Genomic DNA, 13,963 nt, shown 5'->3' with positions numbered 1-13,963 from the left:
GCCGGATCCTCCCCGAGGGCCCCCTCCCCCGCACCCGATATCTGGGGACGACATGGTGGGCGATCCGGCTCCCTGACCCACCAGGACGTCCCTAGATACCGGGGCTGAGGGGCGAGAGGACCTCGACCCGGTTGCCGTGGCCGTCGAAGGTGTGGAACCGCAGGTGCCCCGGAAAGGAGGTGCGCTGGCTGTCGTCGACCTCCGCGCCGACGGCGCGCAGCCGTTCGGCGACCTCGTCGAGGTCGTCGACGACGAGGGCCGGGTGGGCCTTGCGGGCCGGTGCGAACGGGTCCTCGACCCCGACGTGGACCTCTGCGGTGACCGCGCCGGAGCGGTCGTACGCCCGGAACCAGCAACCGCCGCGTGCGACGAGGTCAGCCGGCTTGTCGACCTCGGTCATCCCGAGGCCGTCGCCGTAGAACCGGCGGGCGACGTCCTCGCCGCCGGGCGGGCACGCGACCTGGACGTGGTGGAGCCGCATCACGCCGTCACCCCGACGTCCGCGCCCTTGCGCGCGACCACGAAGATCCGGCGGAACGGCATCACGACCCGCCCGGCGGCGTCGGCGGGGTAGGCGTCGCGCAGCAGCGCGCGGAACTCCTCCTCGAACAGCGGCCGCAGGTCGTCGGGCAGCGCCTGGAGGGTCGGGCGAGCGCCCGTGCCGGAGACCCAGTCGAAGACGGGGTCGGGACCGGCGAGGACGTGGAGGTACGTCGTCTCCCAGGCGTCGACCTCGCAGCCGAGGTCGAGCAGGAGGCGGAGGTAGTCGGCCGGCTCGTGGCTGGCCGGGACCGCGACGTCGCGCACGTGCTCGGCGAAGGGCGCGCGCTCGGCGATGTCGGTGCGGATGGTGTGGCTCGGCTCGCCGAAGTTGCCCGGGACCTGGAACGCGAACCAGCCGCCGGGGGCGACCCGGTCGACGAGGGACGGCAGCAGGGCGAGGTGGTCGGGCAGCCACTGGAGGGTGGCGTTGGAGACCAGGACGTCGACCGGGGCGCGCAGCGCGAGCGGGTCGGGGCGCGCCCAGTCGCGCAGGTCGGCCACCTCCCACGCGATGCCGTCGATCTCGCGCGCGGCGGCGATCATCTCCGGGCTGCTGTCGATCCCGGTGACCTGCGCGCCGGCCCACCGGTCGGCGAGGAGCGCGGTGAGGTTGCCCGGCCCGCAGCCGAGGTCGACGACGACGTGCGGCCGCTCGGCGTGCACCCGCGCCAGCAGGTCGACGAACGGCCTCCCCCGCTCGTCGGCGTACGCGAGGTAGCGGTCCGGGTCCCAGCTGTGGCTCATGTCTCCTGCTCCTCCTCGGGCGGCGGGGTAGTCCAGTGCCGAACGGTCGTCGCACCGGTCGTCCGACGACCGATTGTCACTGGACTACCCGGACAAGTGTCTTGATGTCGAGAGAGTTCGACCCTCGCTCGAAAACCTCTCGATGTCAAGATTCTCGACCGATCTGGCAGGATGTCGTCATGCGAGACGAGGTGGACGACCTGGTCGAGGCCTGGGGACGCGAGCGCGGCGACCTCGACCTCGCCCCCGTCGAGGTGTTCTCCCGGATCAGCCGGCTCGCCCGGCACCTCGACCTCGCGCGGCGCGACGCGTTCACCGCGCACGGCATCGAGTCGTGGGAGTTCGACGTGCTGGCCGCGCTGCGCCGGGCCGGGACGCCGTACGAGCTCTCGCCCGGCAAGCTGCTGCGCGAGACGCTGGTGACCAGCGGCACCATGACCAACCGGGTCGACCGGCTGGCCGCGCGCAACCTGGTCGAGCGGCTCCCGGACCCGAAGGACCGGCGCGGCGTGCTGGTGCGGCTGACGATCGAGGGCAAGTCGGCGGTCGACGGCGCGTTCGAGGCGCTGCTGCGCGCCGAGGCCGACCTCCTGGCCGACCTCCCCGAGGCCGAGCGGGCCCAGCTCGCCGGGCTGCTCCGCTCGCTGCTCGCGCCGTTCAGCTGACGGGCGCTACTCCACCGACTCGGAGGCCTCGAGCCACTCCAGCTCCAGCTCCTCCTTCTCCGCGGCCAGCTCGCCGAGCTGGTCGCCGACGCGCGCGAGCAGCGCGTAGTCGGTGAGGTGTGCCTCCATCTCGGCGTGCAGCTCGGCCTCGCGGGCCGCGATCCGCTCCAGCTGCTTCTCCACCCGTGCGAGGACCTTGCGGGCGGCGCGGTCCTCGGCGCTGCCCGGCCGGGCCTTCGCGGACTCCTGCGGAGCCGCCGGTGCCGGGACGGCGGTGGCGGCGGCTGCCGCCTCGCTCGCCTGCAGCGCGGCGCGGCGCTCGAGGTACTCGTCGACGCCGCGCGGCAGCATCGACACCTGGCCGTCGCCGAGCAGCGCCCACACCGAGTCGGTGACGCGCTCCAGGAAGTACCGGTCGTGCGAGACCACGACCAACGTGCCGGGCCAGGTGTCGAGGAAGTCCTCGAGGACGTTGAGGGTGTCGATGTCGAGGTCGTTGGTGGGCTCGTCGAGGAGCAGCACGTTGGGCTCGCTGAGCAGGAGCTTGAGCAGCTGGAAGCGCCGCCGTTCGCCGCCGGACAGGTCGCCGAGGCGCGCCGTGAGCCGGTCGCCGGTGAAGCCGAAGCGCTCGAGCAGCGAGGTCGCCGTGAGCTCCTGGCCGTCGATGGTCCGGGTCACCCGGCGGATCGACTCGACGGTCGGCAGCACCCGTCCCTCGGGGTCGATCTCGTCGAGCGCCTGGGTGAGGTGGCGCAGCTCGACGGTGCGACCCTGCCTGACGCGGCCGACGTCGGGCGCCAGCGCGCCCGAGAGCAGCGAGAGCAGCGACGTCTTGCCGGCGCCGTTGACCCCGACGATGCCGACCCGGTCGCCCGGCCCGATCCGCCACGTCGCGTGGTCGAGCAGCTGCCGCTCGCCGCGGCGGAGGTCGACGTCCTCCACGTCGATCACGTCCTTGCCGAGGCGCTGGCTGGCGAAGCGCTGCAGCTCCATCCGGTCGCGCGGCGGCGGGACGTCGTCGATGAGCGCGTTGGCGGCCTCGATGCGGAACTTCGGCTTCGACGTCCGCGCCGGTGCGCCACGGCGCAGCCACGCCAGCTCCTTGCGCGCGAGGTTCTGCCGGCGGGTCTCGGTGGCGGCGGCCTGGCGCTGCCGCTCGGCCTTCGCGAGGACGTACGCCGCGTAGCCGCCCTCGTAGGAGTCGACGGCGCCGTCGTGGACCTCCCACGTCGTCTGGCAGACCGCGTCGAGGAACCAGCGGTCGTGGGTCACGACGATGAGCGCGCTCGGCAGCCCGACGAGGTGGGAGGCGAGCCAGGCGACGGCCTCGACGTCGAGGTGGTTGGTGGGCTCGTCGAGCACGATCAGGTCGTGGCGCGAGAGCAGGAGCGCCGCGAGCGCGCACCGGCGGCGCTCACCACCGGAGAGCCCGACGACGGCGCGGTCGAGGGTGACGCCCGCGAGCAGCTCCTCGACGACCTGGCGGGTCGTCTGGTCGGCGGCCCACTCGTGGTCCTGGCGGCCACCGAGCACCGCCTCGCGGACGGTGTGGCTGTCGACGAGCTCGTCGCCCTGGTGGAGGTAGCCGATCTCCACGCCGCGGGTGCGCGAGACCCGGCCGGAGTCGGGCTCCTCGATCCCGGTCATCACCTCGAGCAGGGTGGTCTTGCCGTCGCCGTTGCGGCCGACGATGCCGACCCGCTCGCCGACGGAGATGCCGAGCGACACGTCGTCGAGCAGCGGCCGCACGCCGTAGGACTTCGAGACGCGCTCGAGGTTGATGAGGTTCGCCATGACCGGCCGATCCTCTCAGGTGCGCCCCAGCGCCCACGCGTCGGCGTACGCCGTCCGGTGGAGCGGTGTCCCACCCACCGTCGACCGTCTCCGACTGTGGGTGGTGCACCGCTGGTACGGCGTGGCGCACGCGGCACGCCGTCGGGCGGTGTCCCACCCACAGTCCCGCTGCTGGGAACGTGGGTGGGACACCGCTCCGGAGATCAGCTGACCGGCTGGCCGCCGTCGGCGGGCGCCGGGGCGGAGACCCCAGGGACCTCGGGCGCACCGGTGGTGCCGGAGTACTTCTGGATCAGCTGCTCGACGTCGAGGCCGGTGGTGGCCTTGAGCAGCTCCATCGTCTGCACCAGGTTGTTGGTGACCTGCTTGGGCAGCTCGCCGGCGCCGTCGGCGGAGATGACGGTGAGCTTGTCGATGCCGCCCATCGGGCGGGCCAGCTCGGCGGCCACCTTCGGCATCACCTCGATGAGCATCTGCAGGACCGCGGCCTCGTTGTAGCCGGCGAAGGCGGCGGCCTTCTTGTCCATCGCCTCGGCCTCGGCCTGGCCGGCGGCGAGGATCGCGGCGGCCTGCGCCTCACCCTCGGCGCGTACGGCGTCGGCCTCCGCGACACGGCGGGCCTTCTCGGCCTCACCGCGCTTGGCACCCTCGATGGCCTCGGCCTCGGCCAGCGCGGAGCGGCGGGACTTCTCGCCCTCACCGGTCAGGCGGGCCTTCTCGGCCTCCGCCTCGGCGTTGGCGATCGACGCGGCCTTGCGGGCCTCGGCCTCGAGGATGGCCGAGCTGCGGCGACCCTGGGCCTCGGTCTCGACGCGGTAGCGCTCGGCGTCGGCGGGCTTGCGGACCTCGGTGTCGAGCTGGCGCTCCTTGAGCGCGGCCTGCCGCACGGCCACCTTCTCCTGCTCGAGCAGGACGGCCTGGTCGCGGTCGGCCTGGGCCAGCGGGCCGGCGGCCGCGGCCTGCGCGTTGGCGGCGTCGGTCTCGGCCTTGATCTCGGCGTTCTTGAGCGCGAGCGCGCGCTGCGTGACCGCGATCTCCTGCTCGGCGGCGATGCGGGCCTGCTCGGCGGCCTGGCGGGCGTTGGCCTCGGCGATCGACGCGAGCTGGTTGAGCTTGGCGGCCTCGGGACGACCGAGGTCGGCGAGGTAGGAGCCGTCGTCGGTGATGTCCTGGATCTGGAAGGTGTCGAGCACCAGGCCCTGGCCGGTCAGCGACGACTCCGACTCCTCGGCGACGCGCTGGGCGAAGGCGGCGCGGTCGCGGATGATCTGCTCGACCGACATCGAGCCCACGATGGAGCGCAGCGCACCGGCGAGCACCTCCTGGGTGAAGGTCTCGATCTCGGCCTGCTGGCTGAGGAAGCGCTGTCCGGCGGCGCGGATCGAGTCCTCGTTGCCGCCGACCTTGACCAGCGCGACGCCGTCGAGGTTGAGCTTGATGCCCTGGCCGGACACCGCACCGCGGATCTGCACCGAGATCCGGCGCGACGACAGGTCGAGGGTCGCGAGGCGCTGGACGAACGGGATCACGAAGACGCCGCCGCCCATGACGACCTTCTGGCCGGACAGGTCGGTGGAGATCTCGCCGGTCTCCGGGTTGCGCACCTCGCCCTTGCCCTTGCGGCCGGTGACGATGAACGACTCGTTGGGGCCGGCCACCTTGTAGCGCGTGGTGATCAGCAGCGCGATCAGCACGAGGAGGACGACGAGGCCGATCACGGAGGTGACGACCGGGGACAGACCGAACATGGACGGTGCTCCTAGCGGTGGGGCGGCGGGACTCGGACGTGGGGGTTCAGGGGAGGAAGAGCGGCTCGACCTCGACCGCGGTCGGCGAGATCACGCGGGTGACGCTGACGCGGGTGCCGGCGGGGACGGGCTGGCTGGAGCGGGCGTTGAGGCGGGTGAGGTGGCCGCCGACGCTGAGCGACACCACGCCGAAGCCGTCGGCGGGGATGTCGCTGACGACCGAGCCGAGCTGCTCGAGCACGTCGGACGTACGCACGGTGTCGCCCTCGCCGTCGCCGTGCAGGAAGCGCGACGCCTTCGCCGCGAGCGCGCCGAGGAGCACGCCGAGGACCAGGCCGATGACGACCGCGAGGGACGTCGAGCCGGTGGCGTCCAGCGCGATGGCGCCGCCGAAGCCGAGCGCGCCGAGGAAGCCGGCGAGCGCCTCGGTCGAGAAGAACCCGGCACTGAGGCCCTCGAACGCACCGTCGAGCACGTCGCCCACGATGAGCGCCACGACGAGCAGGACGACGCCCAGCGCGCCGACCACCAAGAACGCGGTCACGATCCTCCCCCGGTCACCCGCAACGCGCGGATGTCGCGCACAACATAGCGGGATGCTTCCCCGTCCGGCGACGTTCATGCCCGGTCGACGCGATCCAGCGCGAGGAAGCGCCCGGTCAGCTGACGACGACGTGGGCGCCGGCGACCGGGCCCAGCGCGGGGAGCACCACGTCGTAGGTCGCCGACAGGCCCGCGAAGACCGCCATCGAGCCCTCGTGGGAGTCGCAGAGGAACACGCACGTCGGGCCGGAGCCGCTGACCATGCCGCGCAGCGCGCCCTCGGCCTCGCCGCGCTCGATGAGGGTGCCGAGCTCGGGACGCAGGTCGATCGCGGGCTCCTGCAGGTCGTTGTGCAGCACGCGGGCGAGCCGGACCGGCTCGGCGGTGGCGAGCGCCGCGAGCAGGGGCTCGGCCGACGCCGGGGTCTCGGGGGCGTCTGGGTGGAGCCGGTCGAAGTGGCGGTAGACGTCGGGGGTCGACAGGCCGACCGCGGCGGGCACGACCACCCACCACCAGCCGCCGTGGTCCTCGACCGGCTCGACGACCTCGCCGCGGCCGCGACCGCGCGCCGTGCCGCCGACGAGCGAGAACGGGACGTCGCTGCCGAGCCGGGCCGCCTGCGAGAGGAGCACCTCGTCGGGCTGGCGGAGGTCGTGCAGCCGGTCGTGCGCGAGCAGCGCCGCGGCGGCGTCGGCCGACCCGCCGGCCATGCCGCCCGCCACCGGGATCTGCTTGCTGATCGCGACGTCGTGCCCGACGCCGCAGGAGACCTCGGCGAGGGCCTTCAGCGCGATGTTGGAGGCGTCGGTCGGGACGTCGCGGAGGTCGACGTAGGGCGAGCCGAGCACCGTCAGGGAGTCCCCCTCAGGGGTCTCGGAGAGCGTGAGGTCGTCGTGCAGCGAGATCGCCTGGTAGACGGTGTCGAGCGGGTGGAACCCGTCCTCGCGGACCCGGCCGACCCCGAGGTGGAGGTTGATCTTGGCGGCGGCGCGCACGGTGAGGGGTTTCGAGGCTCGCTGCGCTCGCACCTCAACCACCATGGGCGGCCAGTCCCTCCGCGATCCGGGCGAAGTCCTCGACCGTCAGCACCTCGCCGCGTGCGGTCGGGTCGACGCCGGCGGACTCCAGCGCGGCCGTGGCGACGTCGGCCGAGCCGGCCAGGCCGCGCAGCGCGGCGCGCACCTGCTTGCGGCGCTGGGCGAACGCGGCGTCGACGACCGCGAAGACCTGCTCGCGGGTCGCCGTGGTGACGGGCGGCTCGCGGCGGGTCCACGCGACCAGGCCGGAGTCGACGTTGGGGGCCGGCCAGAACACGTTGCGGCCGATCGCGCCCGCCCGGCGCACGTCGGCGAACCACGCCGCCTTGACGCTGGGCACGCCGTACGTCTTCGAGCCGGGGGGCGCCGCGAGCCGGTCGGCCACCTCGGCCTGCACCATCACCAGGCCCCGCTCCAGCGAGGGCAGCAGCGTCAGCAGGTGGATCAGGACCGGCACCGAGACGTTGTAGGGCAGGTTCGCGACGAGCGCGGTCGGGGCCGGGCCGGGCAGCTCCTCCACCCGCATCGCGTCGGCGAGCACCACCTCGAAGCGGTCGGCCTGCCCGGGGGCGTACGCCGCGATGGTGGCGGGCAGCCGCTCGGCGAGCAGCGGGTCGACCTCGATCGCCAGCACCCGCCCGGCGACCTCGAGCAGCGCGAGCGTGAGCGACCCGAGGCCGGGCCCGACCTCGACGACCACGTCGTCGGCGGTGATCGCCGACTCGCGCACGATCCGGCGCACGGTGTTGGCGTCGATGACGAAGTTCTGCCCGCGCTGCTTGGTGGGCCGCAGGTCGAGCTCGGCGGCGAGCTGGCGCACCTCGGCCGGCCCGAGGAGCCTCGGGCCGGCCGGGTCAGTGGTCATGTGACAACCCTAGTCGTCAGGGCTGAGGTCTCGTGACGGGCGCTGCGCGCCCTCCTCGACCAACGGGCGCCGCGGGCGCTGCGCGCCCTCCTCGACCAACGGAGTGCTTCGCGTCAGCGGGGCAGGCCGAGCTTGGCCGCGCAGCCCGGCCAGGCGCCGTAGCCGCCGGAGGCGTCACGGAGCTTGGTCGCGATCGCGATCTGGGTCTCGCGGGAGGCCTGGCTCGGCAGGCCGGTGCCGCCGTAGGCGCGCCAGGTGCCGAGGCTGAACTGCAGGCCGCCGTAGTAGCCGTTGCCGGTGTTGATGGCCCAGTTGCCGCCGGACTCGCACTTGGCGAGGGCGTCCCAGACGGTGTTGCCGTCGGCGAAGTTCGAGGTGGGCTGCTCCTTGGTGCCGACCTTCACGATCTGCGGGACGGCCTTGACCCGGACGTCCGCGCTGACCACCTTGCGGGCGACCAGCTCGCCGTTGACGAAGCGCAGCCGGTAGGTGACGTCGCGGACGCCGTCCTTGCCGGCCTGCACGACCTCCTCGTCGCCCTCGTACATCGACGGGTCCTCGCGCTCGATGACCGGTGCGTCGACGACCTCGCGCGCCACCTTCTTCGTGGCGATGCGGATGTCCGTGACGACGATGTCGTCGCCGTCGGCGATCTCGGTGCCGAGGGAGGGCTTCACCTTGTCGTGCTTGCCCACCTCGACGCCCATCGAGTCCAGCACGTCGGCGACGGTCAGCGCGGCGACCTGCTTCTTGCGCAGGTCCTTCGCGCCGATCTTGATCCGCACGACCTTGGGTGTGACGACCTCGAGCTCGAGCCCGCCGCGACCGATCGACGCGCTGCGGCTGGCCGACAGCTCGGCGCCGTCGAAGCGGCGGCCGATCTCGCCGAGGGCGCTGGCCACGTTGGTCGAGTTGACCCAGTAGGTCGCCTCGTCGCCGTCGACGGACAGCTCGAGCGGGCGGCCGAACTGGACGGCGATGGCGGACCCGTCGGTGACCGACTCGTCCATCGCGGGGGCGACCAGGTCCTTGTCGGTGACCTCGATGCCCTCGGCCGCGAGGACGTCGCCGACGGTGTCACCGAGGGCGCTCACCTGGGTGGTCCGGCCGTCGAGGGTGAGGGTCACGTCCTTGCTGAGGGCGGCGTAGCCGACGGTGGTGCCGGCGACGGCTGCCACGACCACGGCGGACGCCGGGACGAGGGCGGTCCTGGACCTGCTGAGCTGCGCGAGACGAGAGCGCACGATTCTCCGAACGTCGTACTCCCCGGGCCTCGGGTGGCAGCACACCCCAGCCACGAGCGTGCGGCCACGGTGGTGCGGGGGTGAGGCCGTACGACGGTGCGAGCGGGGGTCTCGCAGGACCGGCCCGATCCGGTCCTCGTGCTGCCGGAAACGCTCCCGATCCCGGCCAACAATCACAAGACGATAACGACGAGAGGCGGGTCCGCAAACTCGAACGCCGAAATTGGTGCGAGATCCGGGTCACGGATCTTCCTGTCACCCGGCCTGCCGGCCGCCCTACCAGGCGCCCCCGAAGGCGGTCTCGGTGGTGGCGTCGATGGCCCGGCAGAGGTCCTCGAGGTCGGCCCCGAGCACCTCGGCCATCGCGCGGACCGTCACCGGGACGAGGTAGGAGGCGTTGGGCCGCCCGCGCCACGGCGTGGGCGTGAGGTAGGGCGCGTCGGTCTCGACCAGCACCCGGTCGAGGGGCGTGACCGCCAGCGCCTCGCGCACCGCCGCGGCGTTCTTGAAGGTGACCGTCCCCGCGAAGCTGAGGTGGGCGCCGCGGTCGAGGCAGGCCCGCGCGAACGCGGCGTCGCCGGAGAAGCAGTGCATCACCCAGCGCTCGGGCGCGCCCTCGGAGTCGATGATGCGCAGCACGTCGTCGTGGGCGTCGCGGTCGTGGATGACGAGCGTCTTGTCCAGCCGCTTGGCCAGGTCGACGTGGCGCCGGAAGCTCTCCTCCTGCGCCGCGCGGCCCTCCTCGCCGGTGCGGAACGTGTCGAGGCCGGTCTCGCCGATCGCGCGCACCTTGTCGTGCGAGCGCGCGAGCTCCTCGATCTCGGCGAGCGCGGCGTCGAGCTGTCCGCTCGCGGCGAGCCGCGGGGCCTCGTTGGGGTGCAGCGCGACGCCGGCGACGAGCGCCGCGTGGTCGGCAGCGGCCTGCACCGCCCAGCGGGCGCCCGGCAGGTCGCAGCCGATCTGCACGATCCGCGGCACCCCGACGGCTGCGGCGGCGGCGATCGCGTCCTCGGTGGCGAGCCAGTCGCCGTCGGCGATGTCGAGGTGGCAGTGGTTGTCGACCACCGGGTGGGGCAGCGGCTCGGGCGCCGGCGGACGCTCGCGGTCGCGGCGCGCCCCGGACTTCTCCTCGGTGGCCGCGCGCGAGCGGGTGGGCTCAGCGGTGGACAACGTCGTAGACCTCCCTCTTCGGCAGCCCGGCGCGCCGGGCGACCTCCGCGATCGCCTCCTTGCGGGTGGAGCCGGCGGCCTCGAGGTCGGCGACGGCGGCGCGCAGCGAGCCCGGGTCGGTGCCGACCGCCGGGCCGGCACCGCTGGAGCCCTGGACGACGACCGTCACCTCGCCGCGTACGCCCTCGCCGGCCCAGGCGACCAGCTCCCCGAGCTGGCCGCGACGGACCTCCTCGTGGGTCTTGGTGAGCTCACGGCACACCGCGGCCGGCCGGTCGTCACCGAGCGCCTCGGCCATCGCGGCGAGCGCCGCCTCGGTGCGGTGCGGCGCCTCGAAGAACACCATCGTGCGCTCCTCGGCCGCCAGCGCGGCCAGCCGGCGCGCCCGCTCCCCCGCCTTGCGCGGCAGGAAGCCCTCGAAGCAGAACCGGTCGACCGGGAGCCCGCTGACCGCGAGGGCGGTCAGGACGGCGCTCGGGCCGGGCACCGCCGTCACGCGCACGTCGTGCTCGACCGCGGCGGCGACGAGCCGGTAGCCGGGGTCGGAGACGCTCGGCATGCCCGCGTCGGTGACCAGCACGACCCGCTCGCCGGCCAGCAGCGCCTCGAGCAGCACCGGGGTGCGGGCCTGCTCGTTGCCCTCGAAGTAGGACACCACGCGACCGCCGAGCGTGATGTCGAGGTCGGCGCACAGCCGCTTGAGCCGCCGGGTGTCCTCGGCGGCGACCACGTCGGCGCCGGAGAGCTCGGCCGCGAGACGCGGCGGAGCGTCGCCCGCCTGCCCGATCGGGGTGCCCGCGAGGACCAGGACGCCAGCCATGGGCCGATCATCGCAGGCCGTGTCCGGCCCGCGGCGCCCGCCCGCGGGTGGGGTCCGTGGTTAGAGTTCCCGCGTGATGCCGACCGCAGCGGAGCGCAACCGCCCACGCTGGCGGTCGGAGGACCCGGCGATCGGCTGGGTCGGGGCGATCTGCCTCGCCGCGCTCGCCTTCTTCCTGCGCCGCTGGCACCTCGGCACGCCGCACCAGTTCTCCTTCGACGAGACCTACTACGCCAAGGACGCGTGGTCGCTGCTGCACTTCGGCTACGTCCGCACCTACGTCGAGGACGCCGACAAGACGATCCTCAACGGCCAGGTGACGGGGCTCTGGCAGGACGGGCCCTCGATGGTCGTCCACCCCGAGGTCGGCAAGTGGCTGATCGCCCTCGGCGAGAAGGTCGTCGGGATGGACCCGACCGGCTGGCGCACCGCCTCGGCCGTCGTGGGCTCGCTGATGGTGCTGGTGATGTGCCGCTTCGTGCGCCGGGTGAGCGGCTCCACCACGGTCGGACTGGTCGCCGGGCTGCTGCTGTCCCTCGACGGCCTCCAGCTGGTGCTGTCGCGGCTGGCGCTGCTCGACATCTTCCTCGCCTTCTTCATCCTGTGCGGCGTGCACTGCGTGGTCGCGGACCGGCAGTGGCTCCGCGACCGGCTCGCCGCCGGGCGCACGGGGCGCTGGTGGCAGTCGTGGTGGCGGCCCTGGCTGCTGCTCGGCGGGCTCTCCTTCGGCCTCGCGTGCGGCACCAAGTGGTCGGCGATCTACCCGCTCGCGGCCTTCGGCCTGCTGGCGTGGATCTGGAGCGCGGGCGCCCGTCGCGCCTTCGGCGAGCGCCGTCCGCTGGTGCGCTCGGTGGTGCTCGACGGCGTGCCGGCGTTCCTCGCGCTCGTCGGCGTCGCCCTCGCCACCTACGTCGCGTCGTGGACGGGGTGGCTGATGCACGCCGACGCCTACGAGCAGGCGCTCAGCAACACGCAGTACACGACGTACGCCGGCGGCGAGCAGTGGCCGACCGCGACCGAGCCGGACGCGAGCGGCTTCGGCGAGGTGACGCAGTCGCTGCGCTCGCTCTGGTACTACCACCACGACGTCTACACCTTCCACAGCCACTTCCTCAACGACTCGACCCACGTCTACGCCTCCAAGCCCTCGACCTGGCTGGTGATGGGGCGCCCGGTCGGCGTCGACGCGCAGACCGACATCCAGCCGGGCTCGCAGGGGTGCGACGCGCCCAGCGGCTCGAGCTGCATCCGGCAGGTCCTGCTGCTCGGCAACCCGGTCGTGTGGTGGGCCGGCTGCCTGGCGATGGTGGCGTCGCTGGTGCTGTGGATCGGCGCGCGCGACTGGCGTCACGGGGTCGCGGTGGTCGGTCTGGCCACGACCTGGCTGCCGTGGTTCCTCTACGACGACCGCCCGATCTTCGTCTTCTACGCCATCGCCTGCCTGCCGTTCCTCGTGCTGTCCCTCGCGCTCGCGATGGGACACCTCGTGGGGCCGTCGGCGGCGCCCGGACCCCGCCGTACGCTCGGGGTCGTCGCCGCCGGCACCGTGACCGTCCTGGCCATCGTGGCGTTCGCGTGGTTCTGGCCGATCTGGACCGACACGCTGCTCACCAAGTCCGAGTGGGACGCCCGGATCTGGTTCCGGCGCTGGATCTGACGCACGTCGCTAGCCCACCCGGACGCGAAAGTCCCAGAAATCGTCAAGATCGACGGAATCTTTGCTCTCGTCGCGTCCGGGGGGACGTTTTCGGCCCCACGATGGTCCGAGCCACCACCGGTGGCGTTCGAACACTGGTCGTCACACGACCCCCGGGGAGGGTTTGCGATGGGCTCCACCTTGCTGCACATCTGCCTGGAGACCGACGCCGCGCCGCGCGCGGACGCGACGTTCGAGACCGGCGAGCGCTGGGTCTGCGAGTGCGGGCTCAACTACGTCTTCCACGAGGGCTTCAACGCCACCGGCCGCAAGGTCGACGCGTGGTTCCCCGCCCCGCCGCTCCCCCGGCCCCGCCGCTCGGTGAGCTCGCTGCTGTTCGGTCCGCGCAAGGGCTGAGGCCCCCGGACCCGTGCACCCGCGCGTCCCGCCCGATCCAGCCCGGGCGGGACTCACGGGCGCCCGCACGTAGCCGCCAGGCGCGCTCCGCAGTCCAGTCCCGGCTCACCACGTACCGGGGAAGCGGGACGACCCGGCGATGGCCAGGAAGTCCACGACGGCGGCGATCCCCGACGCCGCCAGCACGGTGAGCCCCCAGGTGCGCTGACCCGGGACCACCAGCAGCACCAGCCCGGCCAGGACGACCAGCAGCGGCGCGACCCACCACGCCAGGACGGTGCCGAGCAGGCCGAACACGGCCGCGAGCCCGGCGCCCGCGACGAGGGTCGGGACGAACGGCACCGGCCGTTCGCCGCGCGGCAGGCCGACCCGCGTGACCGGGCCCTCCTCGGGGAGCTGGTCAGGGGCGAGGACCCGCAGCAGCAGCGTCACCGTGGCGGGGTCGGCGACGACCACCACGTCGCGGAACCGGTCGTGCACGGCGTGGGCGCGGACCAGGTCGTCGAGGCGGTGGCCGCGGTCGACGTCGGGGAACCGCACCGGGGCCAGCGCGACGTCGGGCCGTGTCGTCGTGCCGCCGCGACCCCGCACCAGCGGCTCCACCACGCGCCGCGCCTCCGCGGTCGGCGCGGTCAGGACGAGCACGTCGCGGCCCAGGCGGGCGCGCAGCCGGTCGACGTCCGCCGCTGCCGCGGACGTGCTCACCACGTGGATCGGCTGGTGGTCGCTCACGTGCC

The 13,963-nt window shown here is 73.6% G+C and carries 14 protein-coding genes; 3 read left to right on the top strand and 11 right to left on the bottom strand.

Translation table 11 applies throughout. The annotated features are described in order from the left end of the window. Positions 1-91: 91 nt before the first annotated feature. Positions 92-481 carry a VOC family protein gene (locus KDN32_RS02115; protein WP_211732328.1) on the bottom strand — a complete coding sequence of 130 codons (390 nt, stop codon included), beginning with the start codon at positions 479-481 and terminating at the stop codon, positions 92-94. Continuing rightward, positions 481-1,287: a trans-aconitate 2-methyltransferase gene (locus KDN32_RS02110; protein WP_211730467.1), complete on the bottom strand. Its 807-nt coding sequence runs from the start codon at positions 1,285-1,287 to the stop codon at positions 481-483. Before KDN32_RS02110 ends, KDN32_RS02115 begins: the two co-directional genes overlap by 1 nt. A gap of 179 nt (positions 1,288-1,466) precedes the next feature. Between KDN32_RS02110 and KDN32_RS02105 the strand changes: the two genes are divergently transcribed. Further along, positions 1,467-1,952, top strand: a complete 486-nt coding sequence (locus tag KDN32_RS02105) for a MarR family winged helix-turn-helix transcriptional regulator (RefSeq protein WP_211730466.1) — start codon at positions 1,467-1,469, stop codon at positions 1,950-1,952. 6 nt (positions 1,953-1,958) lie between these two features. On the opposite strand, the gene KDN32_RS02100 is transcribed toward KDN32_RS02105, so the two are convergent. The 8 genes from KDN32_RS02100 to rsmI all read right to left on the bottom strand — a co-directional run bounded on the left by KDN32_RS02100 (position 1,959) and on the right by rsmI (position 11,173). Beyond that, positions 1,959-3,746: an ABC-F family ATP-binding cassette domain-containing protein gene (locus KDN32_RS02100; protein WP_211730465.1), complete on the bottom strand. Its 1,788-nt coding sequence runs from the start codon at positions 3,744-3,746 to the stop codon at positions 1,959-1,961. Between the two features lie 203 nt (positions 3,747-3,949). After that, positions 3,950-5,494 (bottom strand): flotillin family protein, encoded by a 1,545-nt coding sequence (locus KDN32_RS02095; protein ID WP_211730464.1) that lies wholly within the window; start codon positions 5,492-5,494, stop codon positions 3,950-3,952. A gap of 46 nt (positions 5,495-5,540) precedes the next feature. After that, positions 5,541-6,038 carry an NfeD C-terminal domain-containing protein gene (locus tag KDN32_RS02090; protein ID WP_211730463.1) on the bottom strand — a complete coding sequence of 166 codons (498 nt, stop codon included), beginning with the start codon at positions 6,036-6,038 and terminating at the stop codon, positions 5,541-5,543. 115 nt (positions 6,039-6,153) lie between these two features. Then, complete coding sequence (locus tag KDN32_RS02085) at positions 6,154-7,065, bottom strand: 4-(cytidine 5'-diphospho)-2-C-methyl-D-erythritol kinase (RefSeq protein WP_307853620.1); 912 nt, start codon at positions 7,063-7,065, stop codon at positions 6,154-6,156. Between the two features lies 1 nt (position 7,066). Further along, positions 7,067-7,939: a 16S rRNA (adenine(1518)-N(6)/adenine(1519)-N(6))-dimethyltransferase RsmA gene (rsmA, locus tag KDN32_RS02080; protein WP_211730461.1), complete on the bottom strand. Its 873-nt coding sequence runs from the start codon at positions 7,937-7,939 to the stop codon at positions 7,067-7,069. 113 nt (positions 7,940-8,052) lie between these two features. Further along, positions 8,053-9,183, bottom strand: coding sequence for a resuscitation-promoting factor (locus KDN32_RS02075; RefSeq protein ID WP_307853618.1), 1,131 nt, complete (start codon positions 9,181-9,183; stop codon positions 8,053-8,055). A gap of 276 nt (positions 9,184-9,459) precedes the next feature. Then, on the bottom strand, positions 9,460-10,353 hold the full coding sequence (locus KDN32_RS02070; RefSeq protein ID WP_211730460.1) for a TatD family hydrolase: 894 nt from the start codon (positions 10,351-10,353) through the stop codon (positions 9,460-9,462). Continuing rightward, entirely contained in the window at positions 10,340-11,173 is an 834-nt protein-coding gene (gene rsmI / locus KDN32_RS02065; protein ID WP_211730459.1) for a 16S rRNA (cytidine(1402)-2'-O)-methyltransferase, read from the bottom strand. The genes KDN32_RS02070 and rsmI overlap by 14 nt, the downstream gene beginning before the upstream one ends. A gap of 76 nt (positions 11,174-11,249) precedes the next feature. Here rsmI and KDN32_RS02060 point away from each other — a divergent pair, with 76 nt between their 5' ends. Next, a complete protein-coding gene (locus tag KDN32_RS02060; RefSeq protein WP_211732326.1) occupies positions 11,250-12,830 on the top strand; it encodes a dolichyl-phosphate-mannose--protein mannosyltransferase in 1,581 nt (526 codons plus the stop codon). Positions 12,831-12,998: 168 nt separating this feature from the next. Then, a complete protein-coding gene (locus KDN32_RS02055; protein ID WP_211730458.1) occupies positions 12,999-13,226 on the top strand; it encodes a hypothetical protein in 228 nt (75 codons plus the stop codon). Positions 13,227-13,331: 105 nt separating this feature from the next. Here the strand turns inward: KDN32_RS02055 and KDN32_RS02050 are convergent, their stop codons facing one another. Continuing rightward, entirely contained in the window at positions 13,332-13,958 is a 627-nt protein-coding gene (locus KDN32_RS02050; RefSeq protein ID WP_211730457.1) for a hypothetical protein, read from the bottom strand. Positions 13,959-13,963: the final 5 nt, after the last annotated feature.

Origin of the sequence: Nocardioides palaemonis (assembly GCF_018275325.1) — a bacterium.
In the GTDB taxonomy this organism is placed as follows: domain Bacteria; phylum Actinomycetota; class Actinomycetes; order Propionibacteriales; family Nocardioidaceae; genus Nocardioides; species Nocardioides palaemonis.
This window is presented reverse-complemented; position numbering and strand designations above follow the sequence as displayed.

What these genes read in the sequence shown, in the direction of transcription:
- KDN32_RS02095 (WP_211730464.1), bottom strand. Translation starts at nt 5,494, where the DNA reads ATGTTCGGTCTGTCCCCGGTCGTCACCTCCGTGATCGGCCTCGTCGTC.
- KDN32_RS02060 (WP_211732326.1), top strand. Translation starts at nt 11,250, where the DNA reads ATGCCGACCGCAGCGGAGCGCAACCGCCCACGCTGGCGGTCGGAGGAC.
- KDN32_RS02115 (WP_211732328.1), bottom strand. Translation starts at nt 481, where the DNA reads ATGCGGCTCCACCACGTCCAGGTCGCGTGCCCGCCCGGCGGCGAGGAC.
- KDN32_RS02100 (WP_211730465.1), bottom strand. Translation starts at nt 3,746, where the DNA reads ATGGCGAACCTCATCAACCTCGAGCGCGTCTCGAAGTCCTACGGCGTG.
- rsmA (WP_211730461.1), bottom strand. Translation starts at nt 7,939, where the DNA reads ATGACCACTGACCCGGCCGGCCCGAGGCTCCTCGGGCCGGCCGAGGTG.
- KDN32_RS02110 (WP_211730467.1), bottom strand. Translation starts at nt 1,287, where the DNA reads ATGAGCCACAGCTGGGACCCGGACCGCTACCTCGCGTACGCCGACGAG.
- KDN32_RS02055 (WP_211730458.1), top strand. Translation starts at nt 12,999, where the DNA reads ATGGGCTCCACCTTGCTGCACATCTGCCTGGAGACCGACGCCGCGCCG.
- rsmI (WP_211730459.1), bottom strand. Translation starts at nt 11,173, where the DNA reads ATGGCTGGCGTCCTGGTCCTCGCGGGCACCCCGATCGGGCAGGCGGGC.
- KDN32_RS02105 (WP_211730466.1), top strand. Translation starts at nt 1,467, where the DNA reads ATGCGAGACGAGGTGGACGACCTGGTCGAGGCCTGGGGACGCGAGCGC.